Consider the following 18573-nt stretch of genomic DNA (forward strand, 5'->3'; position numbering starts at 1 on the left):
GGAGGTTCCTCTCATCACGGGGCCCGCGGTGGTGCCGCGGGCTGCCCTCTGCTCCCCACGCTAGAACCTCAACCTTGGTTGAGGTCAAATTTCGTGTCGTCCCGGAACAACAGGGCCCCGCCGCGGTCGTCGGCCAGCTTGTCATTGGGGTTCACGAATCCGCACTCGGCCAGCGACAGGCAGCCGCAGCCGATGCAGCCGCCCAGCCCGTCGCGCAACGACTGCAGCTGGTGGATCCGCTCCTGCAGGTCCTCGCGCCAGGCCGCGGAAACCGCCTGCCAGTCCTCCTTGCGCGGGGTTGCGTCTGCCGGCAGCCCGGCAAAGAGTTCGGCGATGGAGCGCAGTGGGATGCCGGCACGCTGCGCTGCGCGGATCACGGCCACGCGCCGCAGCACGCCGCGGTCGAACCTGCGCTGGTTCCCGGTGGTGCGCCAGGATGAGATCAATCCCTCCCGCTCGTAGTAGTGCAATGCCGAGACCGCGACTCCGGAGCGGGCCGCCACCTGGCCCACGCTGAGGTCCTGCTCCGTGTTCTCACCCGTGTCCATGTTTCCATTCTGCCTTCTTCGCGTCCTTGGCATGTCACGGAGCCCTGGATGGCATGATCGTTGACAGGCGGCAGTCAATGAAAGGGCGTGTGCTCCATGAGACCCACCTTCCGGTCGGGGTTTGTCGTAACCCTGGGAGTACTTGCCGCGCTCGGGGTGGGTGCTGCACTGATCTCCCTGACATACGTCCTGACGCTGGTGTTTGTGGCGTTGTTTGTGGCCCTGGGCCTGGACCCGGTGGTCAGAAAGCTTGAGAAAATGGGCCTGAGCCGCGTCAAGGCGCTGCTGTGCGTGGTCGCCGTCTTACTGGTCTTTGCCGTCCTGGTGCTGGCCCTGGTGATCCCCCTGTTGGTCACCGAGGGCCGAAAGCTGCTGGTCTCCTTGCCCTCGAGTCTGGAAGGCGTCGAATCCCAGGGATGGTTCATCGAGCTCAACGGATCCCTCGGCGGGGCGCTGGTTCCCGGCGTTGACTGGCTGCAGCGCACCGTGGCCGACCCGGCAGTGTGGCTGGCGGTGGGCAACGGCGCCCTGAAGGCCGGCTTCGGGGTCGCCAACGGCGTCTTCGGGGTGCTCTTCGTGACCATGCTGACGATGTACTTCGTCATCGGCCTCGAGGCACTCAAGAACGGCCTTTACGACCTGGTACCGGCGTCCCGGCGCGAACGGGTGCGGGAGCTTGGCGAGGAGATCGCGGGCTCCGTCGGAAGCTACCTGAGCGGAATGGCGATCCTGGCGGCCTTCAACGCGACGTTCACCTTCGTGCTGCTGACCGTGCTGAAGGTCCCCTTTGCCGCGGTGCTCGGCGTGCTGGCCCTGCCGATCACGATGATCCCGCTGGTGGGCTCGGTCATCAGCACCGCCATCGTCACGGTGGTCACGCTTTTCCACTCCCCTGGCACCGCGCTGGCGGTGCTGGTCGTGATGCTCGCCTACATGCAGGTCGAGGCCTACGTGTTGACCCCGCGCGTGGTGGGCAAGGCCATCCGCATCCCCGCTTCCATGGTGCTGATCGGTGCGATGGCAGGCGGGACCCTGGCGGGGCTGCTGGGCGCGCTTGTCGCCTGCCCGGCCTCCGCCGCGATCCTGTTGATCCTCAAGAAGGTCGTCGTCCCGGCCCAGGCCGAGCGATGATCCGCCGGGAGGTGCGCTTATGAGCGAGCTTGACATCTGGGCTCTGGCCCTGGGAACCGGGCACGTTGCGCTGGGCCTGCTGGCGGCGATCCTGGTCTCGCGCAACCGCAAGCCCGCCGAGGCCATCGCCTGGGTCATGGCGATCGTGTTCGTCCCCTTCGTGGGCGCGGCCGCATTCCTGCTCATCGGCTTCGGCCGCCTGCCGGCACACCGCCGGGCCAAGCAACGCGAGGTCAACGAGCTGATCCTCGAACGCACGCGCGGACCCTGGCTGACCAGCCACGAACCGGACTGGCCCGCCTGGCTGGCCCCGGCCACCGAGCTGAACAAGGCCCTGGGCGCGCTGCCGATGGTGGGCGGGAACGAGATCACGCTCAACGACGACTATGCCGGCACGATCGCGCAGATGGCGCTGGCCATCGATGCGGCCCGGCACCGGGTGCACGTGCAGTTCTACATCGGGGTGCACGACGAGGCGACGGCGCCCTTCTTCGAGGCCCTGGCCCGGGCGCGCGGGCGCGGGGTCGAGGTCAGGGTGCTGCTGGACCACGTGGCCTCGCTGATGTACCCGCGGCGGAAGGAAACCGCCGCGTTCCTGGAATCCATCGGCGCGCAGGTCCACCACATGCTGCCGCTGCGTCCCTGGCGCGGACAGTGGCAGCGACCGGATTTGCGCAACCACCGCAAGCTGTTGGCCATCGATTCCTCCATTGGCTTCACCGGTTCGATGAACCTGATCGAGCCGCGATACCACAAGGCCAAGAACATCCGGCGCGGCCTGTCCTGGCACGAACTGATGATGCGCATCGAGGGCCCGGCGGTGCGCGAGCTCGACGCGGTGTTCATCACCGACTGGTACTCCGAGACCGGGCAGCTGCTGGAACTGGACACCACCGCCATCGAGCTGGAGGACGCCACCGAGCTCATCGACGCGCAGGTGCTGCCCAGCGGGCCGAGCTTCGAGAACGACAACAGCCTCAAGCTCTTCACCATGATGATCCACCAGGCCACCAAGCGGGTCTCCATCACCAGTCCCTATTTCGTGCCGGATGAGTCGATCCTGTTGGCGATCCTCACCACCGCCGCGCGCGGGGTGCCGGTGGAGCTGTTCGTCTCGGAGATCGGCGACCAGGCGATGGTCTATCACGCGCAGCGTTCCTACTACGAGGCGCTGCTGCGGGCGGGGGTGCGGATCTACCTGTACCGCGCACCCAAGGTGCTGCACGCCAAGCACTTCTCCATCGACGACGAGGTCGCTGTCATCGGGTCCTCGAACATGGACATGCGTTCGTTCTCGTTGAACATGGAGATCTCGGTGCTGCTGCACGGCCCCGAGCTGCTGGCGGACCTGCTTGCGGTGGAGGACAGGTACCGCGAAAATTCGCGGGAGCTTGAGCTCGGGCCGTGGCTTGCCCGGCCGTTGCGCGAGCGCGCGCTGGACAACCTGGCGCGGCTGACCTCGATGCTGCAGTGACCTCTTGCGACGCACCCCTCGACCCGCGATCAGGACCTTTGTGCACGGTGATCAGGACTTTTGAACGGTGTTCAAGTATCGTCGTGGGTAGCGCATCCGCGTCACCAGCCCACCGCACCGCCAACTTCGCGAACCGACAGGAACACCCCCCGACATGAGCACCGCCAACCCGCGCCTCGAGGCGCAGACCCCCGCCCGGATCGGCGCCCGCGACCTCGCCCTGGTCTCCGTCTTCGCCGCACTCATCGCGGTACTCACCCTGGTTCCGGCCGTGCCGGTGGGCGCCCTGGGCGTCCCGATCACCCTGCAGACCATGGGCGTGGCGCTCACCGCCATGATCCTGGGTTCGAAGCGCGGCGGATCGGCCGTCGGCCTCTACCTGGTGGTGGGCCTGGCCGGGGTGCCGATCTTCGCCAAGTTCTCCGGCGGCCTGGGCTCGCTGGCGGCCCCGAGCGCCGGCTACCTGCTCTCCTTCCCGATCGCCGCCCTGGTGACCGGCGCACTGGCCACGCTCGTGCTGCGCAAGGTCCACCGCAAGCGCCGCTTCGCCTGGCTGTTCCTGTCCGGGCTGGCCGGCTCGATCCTCATCGTGCACCCGCTGGGCATCCTGGGCATGAGCCTGAACGCCCAGATCCCGCTGGGCCAGGCCTTCATCCTGGACATGGCCTACTGGCCGGGGGACGTGGTGAAGAACCTGCTGGCCGCGGCCATCGCCGTGAGCGTCTTCAAGGCCTTCCCGGGCTTCGCCCGACGCCGCTTCCAGGCCTAGCTCCACCGGCCGCAGCCGGATTCGATCCACACCACCAGCAGGGAATACCGTTAAGCGTGATCCGATTCAACAATGCCGGGCTGATCCTGCCCGCCGACGACCCTACGCAACAGGGGCGCACCGTCCTGGAACCGTGCACCCTGGAACTCGCCGAGCGGCGCATCGCCGTGATCGGTGCCAACGGGTCGGGAAAATCCACGCTGCTGCGCATGCTCAACGGGCTGGTGTCCCCCTCGACCGGTTCGGTTGCCGTCCACGGCTTCGACACCGTGCGCCAGGCCAAGTCCGTGCGGCAGCGCGTGGGCTTCCTGTTCACCGACCCGCTCTCGCAGCTGGTGATGCCCATCGTCTCCGAGGACGTCGAACTTTCGCTCAAGGCCAGCCACAAGGACCGCGGCGCCAGGGCCGCCGCCGCCCTTCATGCACTGGCAGCGCTGGGACTGGAGCACCTGGCCCAGCGCAGCATCTACGACCTCTCCGGGGGCGAGCGGCAACTGGTGGCCCTGTGCAGCGTGCTGGCCGCCGGACAGGACATCCTGGTTGCCGATGAACCGACCACCCTGCTGGATCTGGCCAACAACGAACTGCTCCAGGCGACGCTGGGCTCCCTGGACCAGCAGGTCATCTACGCGACCCACGACCTGGACTTCGCAGCGGCCGCCGACCGCGCGCTGGTGGTCGCCGGAGGGAAGATTGCCTTCGACGGCCCGGCCCACGAGGCCGTGGCCGCCTACCGCTGGCTGGTCCGGCACGGAAGCCTGGCCTCGTGAGCGCCTCGCACCAGATGCTGCTGGGCCACTACCTGCCCGGACGCAGCATCGTGCACCGGGCGCCGCTGGCCGCCAAGTACCTGGTGGTGCTGGCAATGGGGACCGCGGTGCTGCTCTGGCGCATCCCCGCCGTGGGCCTCGGCACCCTGGCGCTGGGCGTGGGCCTCTTCGCCCTGGCCGGACCCCGGGTGCTGCGCGCCTGGGCCGCCCCGCTGCGCCAATTGTGGTGGATCTTCGCGATCCTGGGCATCCACCAGTCGATCATCAACTCCCCGGTCTTCGCCCTGACCCTCGTGTCCGGGATGCTCGCGGTGATCCAGTGCGGGCGCCTGGTGCTGCTGACCACCACCCAGGCGACCCTGCTCGACGGGTTGGAGCGCGCGGCCTCCCCGGTGCGGTTGCTCGGCGGGAACCCCGCCACCATCGCCCTGGCCGTGGCCCTGATGCTGCGCAGCATCCCGGCGATCGCCACCTCGGTGCAAGACCTTTCCGATGCGGCCAAGGCCCGCGGGATCGGGCGCAACCCCGCGACCCTGGCCGCCCCGGTGGTCATCAACACCGTCGCCTACGCCCAGCGCACCGCCGACGCCCTGGCCGCCCGCGGCATCATGGAGCGCAACTAGCCGGTTCACCGGACGCCGTGCCCACGCGCCGCCTCGACGGCGCCGCGCACGAATCCGTCCAGGGTCGTTGGAACCACCCCATGGCTGCGCGCCAACGCACGTGTATCCAGCGCGGAATCGTAGGTCTCCAGCAACGCCAGCAATCCGGAAACCATCTCGGGCTGCCCCGGAAGCGGTTGCCCCGGAGCAACAAAGCGCACCGGCACTTCCCGGCCCAGGTGCCGCTCGAACGAGTCAAGGACATCGCGCCACGACACCGCCTCGGGACCGCCGAGCCGCAGTACCCGGCCGATGGACTCGGGTCGGGCGAAGGCCGCAACGGCGTACCCGGCGACGTCTTTCATTGCGATGATCGAGTGCCGCCGCCGGCCTTCTCCCACCAGCGTGACGGTTCCGCCGGACAGTGCCGGGGCGCCGATCACTGCCATCGGCAGCATGTCCATGTAGAAGTCCGGTTGCAGGACGGTCCAGTCCAGGGTGCCTTGCCGAAGGCGCTGCTCGGTTTCCCCCTTGGCCTGCAGCAGCGGCATCGGATGGTGCGGATCGGCGCCGAGTGCGGAGATGAACACGAAGCGACCCACGCCCGCTCCGGTCGCGGCGTCGATGAGGTTCGCGTTGCCGTGTTGATCGACCGAGTCGATGGTGTCCGGGAGGCCGCGGGACATCGAGTTCGCGGTCGTGATGATCCCCTGGACCGATTCGCAGGCTGCCCGCAGGGATGCGGGGTCCGTCAGGTCCCCGGGAACGAGGCGGGCGCCGGCCTCGACCAGTGCGCGGGCCGCGGGCGCTGACGGGTCGCGCACCAGCACCCGCACCTCTTCGCCGCGGAGCAAAAGGCGCCGCGCAATGAGCCCGCCAAGCTGGCCGGTGCCCCCGATGAGAAGAATCATGGCATGCCTATTTCCGGCGCCGGCCGTGCGGCGCCCGTTGTTTCCCCGATAGCTGCATCGACGTCGCCGCCGCCTTCCTCCACCGGCTCCAGATAGAATCGCACGCCGGCAAATTGCCCATCGCAGACGGTGAATATCATCACCCCGCGCATCAGCGCCCGGGTGCCGTCGAGGCGGGTGCCACCGATCTCCCACTCGGTCCAGGCACTTTCGCCGTCGATGGATTGGTCGAGAACCCGGGCCTTCAGGTCCGGGATCCCGGCGAACAACCGGTGCCAATTGCTCCGGACCTGACCGGCCCCGGTGAAACCGCGCGCTGGATGCACGGGAGTGTCGTTGCGGTAGCCGGGCGCGAAGCAGGCCACGAGGGCGTCAAGATCGTGGGCGTTGACGGCGCCAACCAGACGGGCCAGCAACGCCGCAGGGGAAGGGACCGGAGGGTCGACCATCGGAACTCCAATTTGATACAGTATGGTGTAACCAATACGAAGTATGGAACCAAAAATGCCCACAGTCAAGAGCTCCCGCGACTACGATTCCTCCTCCCGGCGCGCGGCCGCGCAAAAGACCCGGGAAGCGATCCTCGATGCTGCGCAGAAGCTGCTTCTGGCCCGCGGATACCCGGGCACCACCATCGCCCGGATCGCCGCCGACGCACGGGTTTCGGTCGAGACCATCTACAAGTCCTTCGGGGGCAAGTCCGGGCTGGTTCGGGCCATCTACGAACGCGGGCTGCGAGGCAGCGGCCCCGTGGCCGCCTTCGACCGCTCCGATGACATGCGCACGAACGCCACCGACGCTCAGTCCCTGATGCGCGCCTGGGGAGAGCTCACCGCAGAGGTCGCCGAATCCCTGACCCCGATCCTGCTGCTGGTGCGCTCCGCCGCGGCCACCGATGCCAACATGGCGGAGCTCCAGGAGCAATCCAACGCCGAGCGCCTTCAACGGATGGAGCACAATGCCCGCTTCCTGCAGGAACGCGGGTATCTCCGCGGGGAAGTGGGCCTCGAAGAGGCCGTCGATGTCATGTGGCTGCACAGCTCCCCGGAGCTCTACGAATTGTTGGTGCTCCACCGCGGCTGGAGCACCGCGCGCTTCGCCCGCTATGTGGCGCAGTCCATGGCGAGCGCACTCGTGCGTCCGGCTCCGGGCGGAGACTGAGCGCTCCGGCAATCCGGACGGGACGCGTGCCCGGCGTGCGACACGCCGCCAAAACCCCTCCGGCGCACGTATTGTATGAACCATGAGCTTCAACGACGACGCGAAACTTGACTCCGGACGCATCAGGGACTCGCGCGGCCGCGGCCGCGGAGGGAAGATCGCAGCCGGCGGCGGCGGGATCATCGTGGTGCTGATCGCAGCAATCCTCGGCATCAACCCGGACATGCTCGCCCAGCTTGGCATCGGCGCCGGCCCGGGCACCGAACAGGGAACCACGCAGAACGGGCCCGCGGCCATCGAGGGCTGCAAGACCGGGGCCGACGCCAACGCGCGCACCGACTGCCGAATTCTGGCCACCACCCAGTCGCTGGACAGCTTCTGGCTCGACTACCTCCCGCAATACAACGTGGCGGTGGAACGGCCGGGTGTGCAGCTCTTTGACGGGCAGGTGGACACCGCTTGCGGCACCGCCAGCAGCGCCGTGGGACCGTTCTACTGCCCCGGGGACCGCGTTGCATACTTCGACACCGGGTTCTTCGCCGAGCTGAGCACCAACTACGGTGCCGACGGCGGACCGCTGGCCGAGGAGTACGTGGTCGCCCACGAGTACGGGCACCACATCCAGAACACCATCGGCACCCTGGCCGCCTCCCGGCAGGGCGGCACCGGGGCCACCTCCGGATCGGTGCGCGTGGAACTGCAGGCCGACTGCTTCGCCGGAATGTGGGCGGCCCACGCCGCCACCACGAAGGATGCCGAGGGCAACACCTTCATGCAGCCGATCCGCAAGGCCGACCTGCAGTCCGCGCTGTCCGCCGCCTCGGCGGTGGGCGACGACCGCATCCAGGAAGCCGCCTCCGGGCGCGTGAACCCCCAGGTCTGGACCCATGGTTCCTCGGCCCAGCGCCAGGTCTGGTTCCTGCAGGGCTACGCCACCGGGGACATCAACAAGTGCGACACCCTCTCGGCACGCAACCTGGACAAGCCCGGCGCGTAGGCACCCCCGCGGGGGCATGTCCCCAAAAGCACGCGAGGTGCGTTTCCCCCGAAAAAGGGGAAACGCACCTCGCGTGTTGTTCGTCCGTGTGGACTAGATGTTGAACCCGAGGGCCCGCATCTGGTCGCGGCCGTCGTCGGTGATCCGTTCGGGACCCCATGGCGGCATCCAGACCCAGTTCAGGCGGTAGGAATCGACAACCGACTCCAGTGCCTGTCCGACCTGTTCCTCGATGACGTCGGTCAACGGGCAGGCAGCGGTGGTCAGGGTCATGTCGATGAGCAGTGCGCCGTCATCGGCGTACTTCAGCCCGTAGAGCAGGCCCAAATCGACGATGTTGACACCGAGCTCGGGGTCGATCACGTCCTTGAGCGCCTCTTCGACGTCCTCCAGTGCGGTCTCGGCGGACCCGCTGGTCGTCTCGTTGGATACGCTCATGACTAGGCCGGAACGTTCAGGAAGCGGTCGTAGCCCTCTTCCTCGAGGCGGTCCGCCAGCTCTGCGCCACCCTGCTCGGCGATCTTGCCGTCAACGAAGACGTGCACGAAGTCGGGCTTGATGTAGCGCAGGATGCGGGTGTAGTGCGTGATGAGCAGCGTGCCCATCTCGTTCTGCTCCTGTGCGCGGTTGACGCCCTCGGAGACGACCTTCAGGGCGTCGACGTCCAGGCCGGAGTCGGTTTCGTCCAGGATGGCGAACTTCGGCTTGAAGAGCTCGAGCTGGAGGATCTCCACGCGCTTCTTCTCGCCGCCCGAGAAGCCCTCGTTGACGTTGCGCGAGGCGAACTCGGCATCGATCTTCAGTGCTTCCATGGCCGTCTTGACTTCCTTGGTCCAGGTCCGCAGCTTCGGGGCAACCCCGTCGATGGCGGTCTTGGCGGTGCGCAGGAAGTTGGTCATCGAAACGCCAGGAACCTCCACCGGGTACTGCATGGCCAGGAACATGCCGGCGCGTGCACGCTCGTCAACGCTCATCTCCAGGACGTCGGCACCGTCAAGGGTGATCGATCCGGAGGTGACGGTGTAGCGCGGGTGCCCGGCAATGGTCGAGGCCAGCGTCGACTTGCCCGAACCGTTGGGGCCCATGATGGCGTGGGTTTCGCCGGTCTTGATGACCAGGGAAACGCCCTTGAGGATTTCCTTGTTGCCCTGCTCGGTCTCGATGGAGACGTGCAGGTCCTTGATTTCCAGAGTAGACATGCCTTGAGTCCGTTCTCTTTCCGTGAAGTCGATGTGAATCGACGAAGATTTTGGTGTTGTTGGGGGAAAAGCCTGGACTAGTTGTCCGTGGCGGCGAGCTCGCGCTCGATCGTCTCGGCCAGGCGTTCCTCGATCTCCGGAACCCGGATCTGCTGCACGATTTCGTTCAGGAAGCCACGCACCACCAGGCGGCGTGCGGTCTTCTCGTCGATTCCGCGGCTCATCAGGTAGAAGAGGTGCTCGTCGTCGAAGCGTCCGGTGGTCGAGGCGTGTCCGGCACCGTCAATCAGGCCGGTCTCGATTTCCAGGTTCGGCACCGAGTCGGCGCGTGCGCCTTCGGTGAGCACCAGGTTGCGGTTCGCCTCGTAGGAGTTGGTCCCCTTGGCTTCCTTGCGGATCAGCACGTCGCCGACCCACACGGTGTGCGCGTCCTTGCCCTGCAGGGCACCCTTGTACAACACGTTGGACTTGCAGTTCTCGGTCGCGTGGTCCACGAACAGGCGGTGTTCCAGGTGCTGTCCGGCATCCGCGAAGTAGAGTCCGAAGAGCTCAACCTCTCCGCCTTCGCCATCGAAGTGCGCCGACGGGGTCATGCGCACCAGGTTGCCGCCGTAGGTGACTGCGACGTGCTTCAGGTGCGCGTCCTTGCCGACCTTGGCCAGGTGGGAGGATGCGTGGATGGCGTCCTCGGCCCAGGCCTGCAGCGAGATCACGGTCAGCTTGGCACCTTGGCGGACATCAAATTCGATGTTCTGGGCCAGCACCGCGGACCCGACGTGGTCAATGACCACCACGGACTCGGAGTTGGCTTCGGCGATGACCACCATGTGGCTGGCCGCGGCCTCGAGCGAGGTGCCGGTGTAGGTCAAGGTGACCTGTTCGCCGGTGGAGTTCGCCGGGATCGTGACGATCTTGGCCTCGGCTGCATGCTTCCAGGCGTTGGCCGAGATGCGGTCCTCCGGGATGCCGGCCGAACCGACGCGTGCGTCGGTCATGGCAACGGTTTCCAGCGTGGAGACGTTGGCGCCTTCGACGGTCAACGCGGGGGCAACCCCGGTCAGCTCATTCTTGTGCAGGCCGCCCATTCGCTTGAGCGGGGTGAAGCGGAAGTCCTCTTCACGACCGGTCAGCACCGGGAAGTCCTCGACGTTGTAGCTGGTCTTGCGACCTGCACGCGAGGAATCCGGGATGCCTGCTCCGCCGCCGTGGCTGTGCGCCTTGGAGGCGTCGCCGCCGATCGGGGATGCTGCTGCGTTCAACGGCGAAAGGTTTTCGCCCTCTTCGGTGAACCCGGCGATGCTCGGGGCACCGATGCGGGCCTTTTCGCCCGTTAAGTGAGTTGCGGTATCAGTCATGATTAACCGACGGATCCTTCCATCTGCAGTTCAATGAGGCGGTTCAGTTCCATGGCGTATTCCATCGGAAGCTCGCGGGCGATCGGCTCGACGAAGCCGCGCACGATCATGCCCATGGCTTCCTCTTCGGTCATGCCGCGGCTCATCAGGTAGAAGAGCTGCTCCTCGGAAACGCGCGAAACGGTTGCTTCGTGGCCCATGGTCACGTCGTCCTCGCGGACGTCGATGTACGGGTAGGTGTCAGATCGCGAGATCTGGTCAACCAGCAGCGCGTCGCACTCGACCGAGTTGCGTGCACCCTTGGCGCCTTCGCGGACCTGGACCAGGCCGCGGTAGGCGGCGCGGCCGCCGTTGCGGGCCACCGACTTCGAGACGATCTTCGAGGAGGTGTTCGGGGCGATGTGGACCATCTTGGACCCGGTGTCCTGGTGCTGTCCGGCACCGGCGAAGGCGATCGACAGGGTCTCGCCCTTGGCGTGCTCGCCGACCAGGTAGACGGCCGGGTACTTCATGGTGACCTTGGAGCCGATGTTGCCATCGACCCACTCCATGGTTGCGCCCTCTTCACAGACGGCGCGCTTGGTCACCAGGTTGTACACGTTGTTCGACCAGTTCTGGATCGTGGTGTAGCGGACGCGGGCGCCCTTCTTCACGATGATTTCCACAACCGCCGAGTGCAGCGAGTCCGAGGTGTAGATCGGGGCGGTGCAACCCTCGATGTAGTGCACGTAGGAATCCTCATCGGCAATGATGAGGGTGCGCTCGAACTGGCCCATGTTTTCCGTGTTGATGCGGAAGTAGGCCTGCAGGGGGATGTCCACGTGGACGCCCTTGGGGACGTAGACGAAGGAACCACCGGACCAGGTCGCGGTGTTCAGCGAGGCGAACTTGTTGTCGCCCACCGGGATGATGGTGCCGAAGTACTCCTTGAAGATGTCTTCGTGTTCCTTCAACGCGGTGTCCGTGTCGAGGAAGATGACACCCTGCTTTTCCAGGTCCTCGCGGAGCTGGTGGTACACAACCTCGGACTCGTACTGGGCGGCGACACCGGAAACCAGGCGCTGCTTTTCGGCCTCGGGGATGCCAAGCTTGTCGTACGTGTTCTTGATGTCGTCCGGCAGGTCCTCCCAGCTGGTGGCCTGCTTCTCGGTGGAACGCACGAAGTACTTGATGTTGTCGAAGTCGATGCCCGAGAGGTCTGCGCCCCAGGTAGGCATGGGCTTGCGATCGAAGTACTTCAGGCCCTTCAGGCGCATGTCCAGCATCCACTGGGGCTCGCTCTTGAGCTCCGAGATGTTGCGGACAACGTCTTCGTTGATGCCTCGGCGCGCATTGGCGCCGGCGTCGTTCTTGTCGCTCCAGCCGTATTCGTAATTACCGATTCCTTGGAGTTCGGGGTTCTTCTCCAGGATCTCGGTAATCACGCCGGCGTCAGGGGACTCCTGTGCAATCTGATCCGTCATCGCGGCCTCTCCTGCTTCGTGATCTTGATTCGAGTTCTCTTCTCAGCTCGCTGAGGAGTTTGGTTCCGACCCACGGGGACGTGGGTCGTACACACATGCCCGCCGCTGGCAAGTGTCGAGAGCCTTCGCACATCGACACCCAGCAGGCGGGAAAAGGTCTGGGTTTCCATCTCGCAAAAGACGGGGAATTCCCTGGCCAATTCTTGGATGGGGCAGTGCCCCTGGCACAGCTGGACGCTGAGCATTGTCGCGGTCGGCGAGTCTGCGCCGACCTTGCGGGTGGAGGCAACGAAGCCGTCCGCGCTGAGCGCTTCGCTCAACGCCTCCGCGCGCTCCTCGAGTCCTTCGATGCCGGCCATGACGGGGCGGTAGCGCCGTTCCATCTCGCCGAAGCGGCGGGCGGCAAAGGCCTTGACCGCATCGGGGCCGGCGGCACGACCGAGCTCGGTCAGCGCATCGGTGGCGATATCAAGGTAGTCGTTGCCCATCTTGGTTTGGCCGCGGTGCGAGAGCACATAGCGGCGGGAGGGCCGACCTGCGCCGGTGCGCTGGTTGGCCACGAGCTTGACCTCGACGAGCCCTTGCTTGGAGAGCGCATCAAGGTGGCGACGAACGGCTGCAGGGGTAAAGCCCAAGCGCTCGCCCAATTCGGCGGCGCTGACCGGGCCATCTTCCAATACGGAATACAGGACTCGGTCGCGGGTGCGTTCTTCGGCTTCCCCTGTCGCGGGAACGATGCGTGCCGGGGCGTCGCCGGCCGGCACGTCGATTTTCGATGAATACACAACACAAGCATGCTCTAATCCGGTGCGTCCGTCTAGTAAGGCACTACTTACTTCGCCGCAGGTGGAACCCGACAGGCGGAAAGATGGTGGGGAACAAGGAGACCGGGGCCACATCGCGGACCCAGCGTCTTCTACCTGACATAGAATAACCGGGTGTCCAATGTGTCTACAAGTCTCGTGATCGAGGACTTGCTTAAAGATTTCGGTCCCGTCCCCTCCCTGGATGGCCGCATGATGCGGGTGCTCCACGGCATCAGCCTCAAGGCCGACGCGGGCAGCGTGACAACCATCCTGGGATCCAACGGCGCGGGGAAGTCAACGACCCTGGCCTGCGCCCAGGGCCTGCTGCGCCCCAACGGCGGCAGCGTCCGCCTGCTCGGCGAGGATCCGTACGGTGCCAGCCCCGCACTGCGCTCGCGCGTGGGGGTCATGCTGCAGGACGGCGGGTTGCCGCCCTCGCTGCGCCCGATCCCGCTGCTGCGCCACGTCGCCTCGTTCTACCGGCGGCCGGCCGACCTCGATGCCCTCATCGAGCGCCTGGGCATCAACGAGTTCGCCACGACCTCCATCCGCCGGCTCTCCGGCGGCCAGAAGCAGCGCGTGGCACTGGCCTCCGCCCTGGCGGGAAACCCGGAAGTGGTCTTCCTCGACGAGCCCAGCGCCGGATTGGATCCGCAATCGCGCCAGGTCGTCTTCGAGTTGATCGGCGAGCTGCGCGCCGCCGGCATGTGCATCGTGCTGACCACGCACCTCATGGAGGACGCGCAGAAGCTTTCCGACTACGTCTACATCATCGACGAGGGGCGCAACGTGGCCCAGGGAACGGTCTCGGAGCTCACGGCCCACGCCGCACACGAGACCCCGGCCCAGGCCGTGACCTTCACCGCCCAGGCCGCCATGATGCTGCCCGCGCTGCCGGAGCACCTCACCCTCGCCGAGGCCTCCCCCGGGCACTACCGCCTCGACGGGGTCCGCTCCCCCGGGGACCTGGCCGAACTGACCACGTGGTGGACCCGCGAGGGCGTCCTGCCCCACGCGCTGACCATGCAACCGCGCACGCTTGAAGACGTGTTCCTGGAAATTGCCGACAAGGGAAACAATGCCAACTAGTACGCAGGCCGCCCCAGCGGCCAACGCACAGGGAACGCTGCGGCGCATCCTGCTGCAGGGCCGCTACGAAACCCTGGGCATGATCAGCAACGGCGAACAGCTCGTCGTTGCCGTGGTGCTGCCGCTCATGGCCCTCCTCGGCCTGGTCTTCACCGACCTGCTCAAGGATGTCGCCGCAAACCCCATCGACGCCGCGGCCCCCGGCGTGCTGGCCCTGTGCGTGGTGTCCACCGCGTTCACCGGGCAGGGCATCGCCACCGGCTTCGACCGCCGCTACGGGGTGCTGCGCTTCCTGTCAACGACCCCGCTGGGCCGTGCCGGATTGATCTACGGCAAGGTCATGGCCGTGCTGGTCGTACTGTTCCTGCAGGTCGTGGTCATCGGCGGCACAGCGCTGCTGCTGGGGTGGCGTCCGGCACCCGCTGGCATCGGCTGGGCCATTGCACTGCTGGTTCTCGGCGCGGCGGCATTCACTGCCCTCGGCCTGCTGGTCGCCGGCACCGTGCGCCCCGAGGCCACGCTGGCCATCACCAACCTGGCCTGGGTCCTGTTGGCCGCGGTCGGGGGCATTTTGTTCCCCAGCACCCGTGCACCTGCATACCTGCAGCCGATCGTCGACCTGCTGCCCTCCGCCGCCCTGGGCGATTCGCTGAGGGCGGCCCTGATCACCGGAACCGGCTCGGTCTCCGGAATCCTCATACTGCTGGCATGGACAATCATTGCCGGTTTTGCCGCAACCCGCTGGTTCAAGTGGAACTAGAATCCTGGAGCACAACACCATGAGCACCACCTCCCCCGCCGCCAACAGCTGGACGGACAAGTTGCCCACCACCGTGAACAACACCGTGCACCGCCTGGCCATCGCCTCCCTGGCGTCCCAGATCGGCATCATCGTCACCGGCGGCGCCGTCCGCCTGACCAAGTCGGGGCTGGGCTGCTCGCAGTGGCCCAACTGCGTGCCGGGGTCCATGACCCCGGTCCCGGAACAGGGGATCCACGGGCTGATCGAGTTCGGCAACCGCACCCTGACGTTCATCCTTGCGGCCATCGCGGTGGCGATGATCGTGTCGATCTGGCGCATGCGTTCGGAGCACAAGACCATCTACCGCCTGTCCATCGCGCTGCTGGCGGTCATTCCCGCCCAGGCGCTCATCGGCGGCATCACCGTCTGGACCCGGTTGAACCCGTGGGTGGTCTCGCTGCATTTCCTGGTCTCCGCGGCCCTGGTCATGGCCGCGGCGCTCCTGGTGAACCGCACCGGGGCGCTGCGCCGCGGGCAAACCTCGCTGGGCGAACCGGCCGGCGCCACCCAGCGCTTCCTGGGCTGGACCATCTTCACCGCCTCGGTCCTGGCCCTGGTGCTGGGCACCATCGTCACCGGCACCGGTCCGCACGCCGGGGACGCCGACGCCCCCCGCCACATGTTCGACCCGTACATCGTCACCCGCATCCACGTGGTCCCGGTCTACCTGCTGGTGATCGCCACCGCTGCCGCCCTGGTGCTGGCGCTGCGCCACGCCACGGATGCGAAGCTGCGCACCCCGCTGTGGCTGATGGCCGGCGTGGTGGTGGTGCAGGGCGTCATCGGCTACGTCCAGCACTTCACCGGCCTGCCGATCCTCCTGGTGCTGCTGCACATGCTCGGCGCCTCGCTGCTGGCCGCCGCGGCCGTCAACGTCTGGGACCGCACCACCGCGAAGTTCCCCTTCTGACCCCGCCCGAACACCTGCAGTCCCGAAAGAGGCCCTGGCGCGCTAGAAGCGTGCCAGGGCCTCTTTCAGCATCCGGTGGCCCTGGGTCTCGAATGGCGCATCGCCCACCGCGTGAGCCCACGCCGCGGTGCCGATGGCCTCGCGCAGCAACTCGACGGCCCAGCAGCCCGCAACCCGGGGGTCGACCCCGTAGCCTTCCAGGAACGAGGCCTCCAGCTCGGGGTGCGTGTCCCACTGCTGCACGGCCAGCCGGCACATGTCCGTGGCGGCGGGGCGGAAACCGAAGCGGCCGAAGTCGATGACGCGCAGCTTGCCGTTCTCGCTGAGCCAGTTCCGCGGCTGCCAGTCCCCGTGCGTGGGCACCACCGTGACAGGATGCGCGCCATGCTCGGCAAGCCGGCGCCGCGCTTCCCGCTCGATGGCCGCATCGATCCGGTGCGGCGCATCGAGCCAGCGCAGCGCCCGCGCCGTGGCACCGGCCTCGTGGTCGGCGTCCCCGCGCCCCCGGCGCCGTGCAGCAGCCGAAGCGCAGCACCGGCCTGCTCGTGGATGTCCGCGCAGTACTCGCCCGCGGTGCCCTCGACCAACGCCCCGGGCTGGTATTCCAGGACCATGACGCTCGCCTCCCGGCACCCATGCAGCAAATCCCCGGCAAGCCCCGCCGCGACCATCCGGCCGGTGTGACCACGGTGGGCCGTGAGCTCGCGTCCGATGTGCTGGTTCGCTCCCCCGGCACCCTTGACGATGACCTCGCGGTTTCCTGACCGCACGTGCAGCACCCTGGTGTCGCGCTGGCCCCACGACAAGTCCGCCAGCAGCACCGGGGCCCCGAGCCACGCCCGGACGAGCCCCGATTGCCGGACCGAAAGCAGCCCGTTGTCCCATGTCCGCATGGTTCCGGAGACTACCAGCGGTGCCGCGGTCCCGGGCCGGTAAAGTTGCTTCGATGACGCCCACCCGCATCCGCTCCCCACGCCCCGAGGACGCCGCAGCGCTGGCCGAACTCCATCTGGAGACCTGGGCCGAAACCTACGCCGGGGTGTTCCCCGAGTCCGCATGGGGCGAGGAGGCACGCACCGGCAGGATCCGGATGTGGAACTCGATCTGCACGGCACCGCGTCCCGGCGACAGCTTTGCGCTGGCCGAGCGGGACGGCAGGCTCGTCGGCCTGGCCGGAGCCGGAGCGAGCCAGGACGCGCCGGCCCCGCAGGAGAGGCAATTGTGGTTCATCTATTTGCTGGCCTCCGAACACGGTTCCGGGACGGGCCAGGGATTGCTCGATGCGGTCCTCGGGAAGGACCCGGCAAGCCTGTGGGTGCTCGAGGCGAACGCGCGCGCCGTGGCCTTCTACGCCCGCAACGGATTCGTTCCCGACGGGACCCGGAAACCCAGCGGGTACGAGGGCGCGGGCGATGAGATCCGCATGGTGCGCTGAGGGTTCCCAGCCTTCGTGCGCTTCCCCGGGTGACCTGCCACCGACGACAAAGCGGCCCCCCGGATGATCCGAGGGGCCGCTTGCGAAGACGACGTGGCGGGGTCAGCCGAAGAGCGGGCCGCCCACGAACGGGTCGATGGCCAGTGCCACGAAGACCAGCGTCAGGTAGGTGATGGAGATGTGGAAGACCTTCATCGCCTTCTTGTTCATGTCCGCCGGCTCGTGGTCGCGCTGCGCCTCGCGGTAGAGCACGTGGCACTCGTAGACGAACCACAGGCCCGAGACACCGGCAATGACGGTGTAGACGATGCCGGCATAGCCCATCGGGACCAGCAGCAGCGAGCACGCCAGCGTGGCCCAGGCGTACAGCACGACCTGCACCGAGACGCGTCGGGCCGTGGAGATGGCACCGAGCATCGGCACGTGGGCGGCGTTGTAGTCGTCCGCGTATTTCATCGACAGCGGCCAGTAGTGCGGCGGGGTCCACAGGAAGATGATCAGGAACAGGATGATCGCGGGCCATTCGACCTTGTTGGTCACCGCGGCCCAGGCAATGAGCACCGGCATGCAGCCGGCGATCCCGCCCCAGACGATGTTCTGCGCGGTGCGGCGCTTGAGGATCAGTGTGTACAGCACCACGTAGAAGAGAATCGCGGCCAGGCCCAGGGCCGTGGTCAGCGGATTGGTGCCGAACCAGAGCACCGCCAGCGAGGCGATGGCCAGGACATAGGAGAAGACCAACGCCTCGCGCGGGGTGACTTCGCCGGTGACCAGCGGGCGCCCCTTGGTGCGCTGCATGATCTTGTCCATGTCGCGGTCGATGTAGCAGTTGAAGGAGCCGGACGCGCCGGCCGCCATGGCGCCGCCGAGCAGCGTGGCCAGCACCAGCGAAATCGAGGGGAAACCGCGTTCGGCGAACATCATGGTCGGCAACGTGGTCACGAGCAGGAGTTCAACCACACGTGGCTTGGTCAGGGCCAGATAGGCCTTGGCTTTTCGCGAGACGAATTCGCCGGCCGATTCGTTCGGCTGGCGAGCTGCGCGGGCCCTCGTTGCGGAGTCAACGGACACGGTCTTCACAGACATTTACTCAGTTCTACGGGGGTAATTAGGACAATCAACCCCCATCATACCCTTTTACGTCGTGTAGA

22 protein-coding genes are annotated in these 18573 nt (G+C 66.9%); 12 read left to right on the forward strand and 10 right to left on the reverse strand.

What is annotated here, in order from left to right; all coding sequences use genetic code 11:
• Nucleotides 1-68: 68 nt before the first annotated feature.
• Nucleotides 69-548: a redox-sensitive transcriptional activator SoxR gene (gene soxR / locus JOF46_RS14915; protein ID WP_209908327.1), complete on the reverse strand. Its 480-nt coding sequence runs from the start codon at nt 546-548 to the stop codon at nt 69-71.
• A 96-nt stretch (nt 549-644) separates the two neighbouring features.
• Between soxR and JOF46_RS14920 the strand changes: the two genes are divergently transcribed.
• The 5 genes from JOF46_RS14920 (at nt 645) to JOF46_RS14940 (ending at nt 5315) form a co-directional block, all read left to right on the forward strand.
• Nucleotides 645-1679, forward strand: coding sequence for an AI-2E family transporter (locus JOF46_RS14920; protein WP_209908329.1), 1035 nt, complete (start codon nt 645-647; stop codon nt 1677-1679).
• Between the two features lie 19 nt (nt 1680-1698).
• Complete coding sequence (cls, locus tag JOF46_RS14925; RefSeq protein WP_209908331.1) at nt 1699-3153, forward strand: cardiolipin synthase; 1455 nt, start codon at nt 1699-1701, stop codon at nt 3151-3153.
• A gap of 154 nt (nt 3154-3307) precedes the next feature.
• Nucleotides 3308-3922: a biotin transporter BioY gene (locus JOF46_RS14930; protein WP_209908333.1), complete on the forward strand. Its 615-nt coding sequence runs from the start codon at nt 3308-3310 to the stop codon at nt 3920-3922.
• Nucleotides 3923-3978: 56 nt separating this feature from the next.
• The gene (locus JOF46_RS14935) at nt 3979-4692 is read left to right on the forward strand and encodes an energy-coupling factor ABC transporter ATP-binding protein (protein WP_209908334.1); all 714 of its coding nucleotides are present in this window, start codon (nt 3979-3981) and stop codon (nt 4690-4692) included.
• Entirely contained in the window at nt 4689-5315 is a 627-nt protein-coding gene (locus tag JOF46_RS14940) for a CbiQ family ECF transporter T component (protein WP_209908336.1), read from the forward strand. Before JOF46_RS14935 ends, JOF46_RS14940 begins: the two co-directional genes overlap by 4 nt.
• A 5-nt stretch (nt 5316-5320) precedes the next feature.
• On the opposite strand, the gene JOF46_RS14945 is transcribed toward JOF46_RS14940, so the two are convergent.
• Both JOF46_RS14945 and JOF46_RS14950 read right to left on the reverse strand, forming a co-directional pair.
• Complete coding sequence (locus tag JOF46_RS14945) at nt 5321-6205, reverse strand: SDR family oxidoreductase (protein ID WP_209908338.1); 885 nt, start codon at nt 6203-6205, stop codon at nt 5321-5323.
• A complete protein-coding gene (locus JOF46_RS14950) occupies nt 6202-6717 on the reverse strand; it encodes a nuclear transport factor 2 family protein (protein ID WP_342592465.1) in 516 nt (171 codons plus the stop codon). The genes JOF46_RS14945 and JOF46_RS14950 overlap by 4 nt, the downstream gene beginning before the upstream one ends.
• Between JOF46_RS14950 and JOF46_RS14955 the strand changes: the two genes are divergently transcribed.
• Nucleotides 6710-7366, forward strand: coding sequence for a TetR/AcrR family transcriptional regulator (locus JOF46_RS14955; protein WP_209908339.1), 657 nt, complete (start codon nt 6710-6712; stop codon nt 7364-7366). The genes JOF46_RS14950 and JOF46_RS14955 overlap by 8 nt on opposite strands.
• An 82-nt stretch (nt 7367-7448) precedes the next feature.
• Nucleotides 7449-8363, forward strand: coding sequence for a KPN_02809 family neutral zinc metallopeptidase (gene ypfJ / locus JOF46_RS14960; protein WP_209908340.1), 915 nt, complete (start codon nt 7449-7451; stop codon nt 8361-8363).
• Between the two features lie 93 nt (nt 8364-8456).
• Here ypfJ and JOF46_RS14965 read toward each other — a convergent pair whose 3' ends face one another.
• From JOF46_RS14965 to JOF46_RS14985, 5 genes are all read right to left on the reverse strand, one after another.
• Nucleotides 8457-8801: a metal-sulfur cluster assembly factor gene (locus JOF46_RS14965; protein WP_071216770.1), complete on the reverse strand. Its 345-nt coding sequence runs from the start codon at nt 8799-8801 to the stop codon at nt 8457-8459.
• A gap of 2 nt (nt 8802-8803) precedes the next feature.
• The gene (gene sufC, locus JOF46_RS14970) at nt 8804-9562 is read right to left on the reverse strand and encodes a Fe-S cluster assembly ATPase SufC (protein WP_209908341.1); all 759 of its coding nucleotides are present in this window, start codon (nt 9560-9562) and stop codon (nt 8804-8806) included.
• Between the two features lie 77 nt (nt 9563-9639).
• Complete coding sequence (gene sufD, locus JOF46_RS14975) at nt 9640-10917, reverse strand: Fe-S cluster assembly protein SufD (RefSeq protein ID WP_209908342.1); 1278 nt, start codon at nt 10915-10917, stop codon at nt 9640-9642.
• Nucleotides 10918-10919: 2 nt separating this feature from the next.
• Nucleotides 10920-12380, reverse strand: coding sequence for a Fe-S cluster assembly protein SufB (sufB, locus tag JOF46_RS14980; protein ID WP_245348143.1), 1461 nt, complete (start codon nt 12378-12380; stop codon nt 10920-10922).
• Nucleotides 12377-13165 (reverse strand): helix-turn-helix transcriptional regulator, encoded by a 789-nt coding sequence (locus JOF46_RS14985; protein WP_342592467.1) that lies wholly within the window; start codon nt 13163-13165, stop codon nt 12377-12379. Before JOF46_RS14985 ends, sufB begins: the two co-directional genes overlap by 4 nt.
• A 189-nt stretch (nt 13166-13354) precedes the next feature.
• Between JOF46_RS14985 and JOF46_RS14990 the strand changes: the two genes are divergently transcribed.
• From JOF46_RS14990 to JOF46_RS15000, 3 genes are read left to right on the forward strand one after another with little or no spacing between them, the layout of a single operon-like run.
• Nucleotides 13355-14275 (forward strand): ABC transporter ATP-binding protein, encoded by a 921-nt coding sequence (locus JOF46_RS14990; protein ID WP_425355062.1) that lies wholly within the window; start codon nt 13355-13357, stop codon nt 14273-14275.
• Nucleotides 14265-15035: an ABC transporter permease gene (locus JOF46_RS14995; RefSeq protein WP_209908344.1), complete on the forward strand. Its 771-nt coding sequence runs from the start codon at nt 14265-14267 to the stop codon at nt 15033-15035. The genes JOF46_RS14990 and JOF46_RS14995 overlap by 11 nt, the downstream gene beginning before the upstream one ends.
• 19 nt (nt 15036-15054) lie before the next feature.
• On the forward strand, nt 15055-15987 hold the full coding sequence (locus tag JOF46_RS15000; protein ID WP_209908346.1) for a COX15/CtaA family protein: 933 nt from the start codon (nt 15055-15057) through the stop codon (nt 15985-15987).
• Between the two features lie 42 nt (nt 15988-16029).
• On the opposite strand, the gene JOF46_RS15005 is transcribed toward JOF46_RS15000, so the two are convergent.
• Nucleotides 16030-16590: a phosphotransferase family protein gene (locus JOF46_RS15005; RefSeq protein WP_342592554.1), complete on the reverse strand. Its 561-nt coding sequence runs from the start codon at nt 16588-16590 to the stop codon at nt 16030-16032.
• Between JOF46_RS15005 and JOF46_RS22770 the strand changes: the two genes are divergently transcribed.
• Both JOF46_RS22770 and JOF46_RS15010 read left to right on the forward strand, forming a co-directional pair.
• Entirely contained in the window at nt 16500-16751 is a 252-nt protein-coding gene (locus JOF46_RS22770) for a hypothetical protein (protein ID WP_342592568.1), read from the forward strand. The genes JOF46_RS15005 and JOF46_RS22770 overlap by 91 nt on opposite strands.
• Before the next feature lie 182 nt (nt 16752-16933).
• Entirely contained in the window at nt 16934-17422 is a 489-nt protein-coding gene (locus JOF46_RS15010; protein ID WP_209908348.1) for a GNAT family N-acetyltransferase, read from the forward strand.
• Nucleotides 17423-17524: 102 nt separating this feature from the next.
• Here the strand turns inward: JOF46_RS15010 and JOF46_RS15015 are convergent, their stop codons facing one another.
• On the reverse strand, nt 17525-18508 hold the full coding sequence (locus JOF46_RS15015; protein ID WP_209908350.1) for a heme o synthase: 984 nt from the start codon (nt 18506-18508) through the stop codon (nt 17525-17527).
• Nucleotides 18509-18573 lie beyond the last annotated feature (65 nt).

The organism is Paeniglutamicibacter psychrophenolicus (assembly GCF_017876575.1).
In the GTDB taxonomy this organism is placed as follows: Bacteria; Actinomycetota; Actinomycetes; order Actinomycetales; family Micrococcaceae; genus Paeniglutamicibacter; species Paeniglutamicibacter psychrophenolicus.

Bases quoted from the DNA above. Each gene is read 5' to 3' on its own strand.
- cls (WP_209908331.1), top strand. From the start codon at position 1,699: ATGAGCGAGCTTGACATCTGGGCTCTGGCCCTGGGAACCGGGCACGTT.
- JOF46_RS14930 (WP_209908333.1), top strand. From the start codon at position 3,308: ATGAGCACCGCCAACCCGCGCCTCGAGGCGCAGACCCCCGCCCGGATC.
- JOF46_RS14965 (WP_071216770.1), bottom strand. From the start codon at position 8,801: ATGAGCGTATCCAACGAGACGACCAGCGGGTCCGCCGAGACCGCACTG.
- sufD (WP_209908342.1), bottom strand. From the start codon at position 10,917: ATGACTGATACCGCAACTCACTTAACGGGCGAAAAGGCCCGCATCGGT.
- sufC (WP_209908341.1), bottom strand. From the start codon at position 9,562: ATGTCTACTCTGGAAATCAAGGACCTGCACGTCTCCATCGAGACCGAG.
- JOF46_RS15010 (WP_209908348.1), top strand. From the start codon at position 16,934: ATGACGCCCACCCGCATCCGCTCCCCACGCCCCGAGGACGCCGCAGCG.
- JOF46_RS14945 (WP_209908338.1), bottom strand. From the start codon at position 6,205: ATGATTCTTCTCATCGGGGGCACCGGCCAGCTTGGCGGGCTCATTGCG.
- soxR (WP_209908327.1), bottom strand. From the start codon at position 548: ATGGACACGGGTGAGAACACGGAGCAGGACCTCAGCGTGGGCCAGGTG.
- JOF46_RS15000 (WP_209908346.1), top strand. From the start codon at position 15,055: ATGAGCACCACCTCCCCCGCCGCCAACAGCTGGACGGACAAGTTGCCC.
- sufB (WP_245348143.1), bottom strand. From the start codon at position 12,380: ATGACGGATCAGATTGCACAGGAGTCCCCTGACGCCGGCGTGATTACC.
- JOF46_RS14955 (WP_209908339.1), top strand. From the start codon at position 6,710: ATGCCCACAGTCAAGAGCTCCCGCGACTACGATTCCTCCTCCCGGCGC.
- JOF46_RS14995 (WP_209908344.1), top strand. From the start codon at position 14,265: ATGCCAACTAGTACGCAGGCCGCCCCAGCGGCCAACGCACAGGGAACG.
- JOF46_RS14920 (WP_209908329.1), top strand. From the start codon at position 645: ATGAGACCCACCTTCCGGTCGGGGTTTGTCGTAACCCTGGGAGTACTT.
- JOF46_RS15015 (WP_209908350.1), bottom strand. From the start codon at position 18,508: ATGTCTGTGAAGACCGTGTCCGTTGACTCCGCAACGAGGGCCCGCGCA.
- ypfJ (WP_209908340.1), top strand. From the start codon at position 7,449: ATGAGCTTCAACGACGACGCGAAACTTGACTCCGGACGCATCAGGGAC.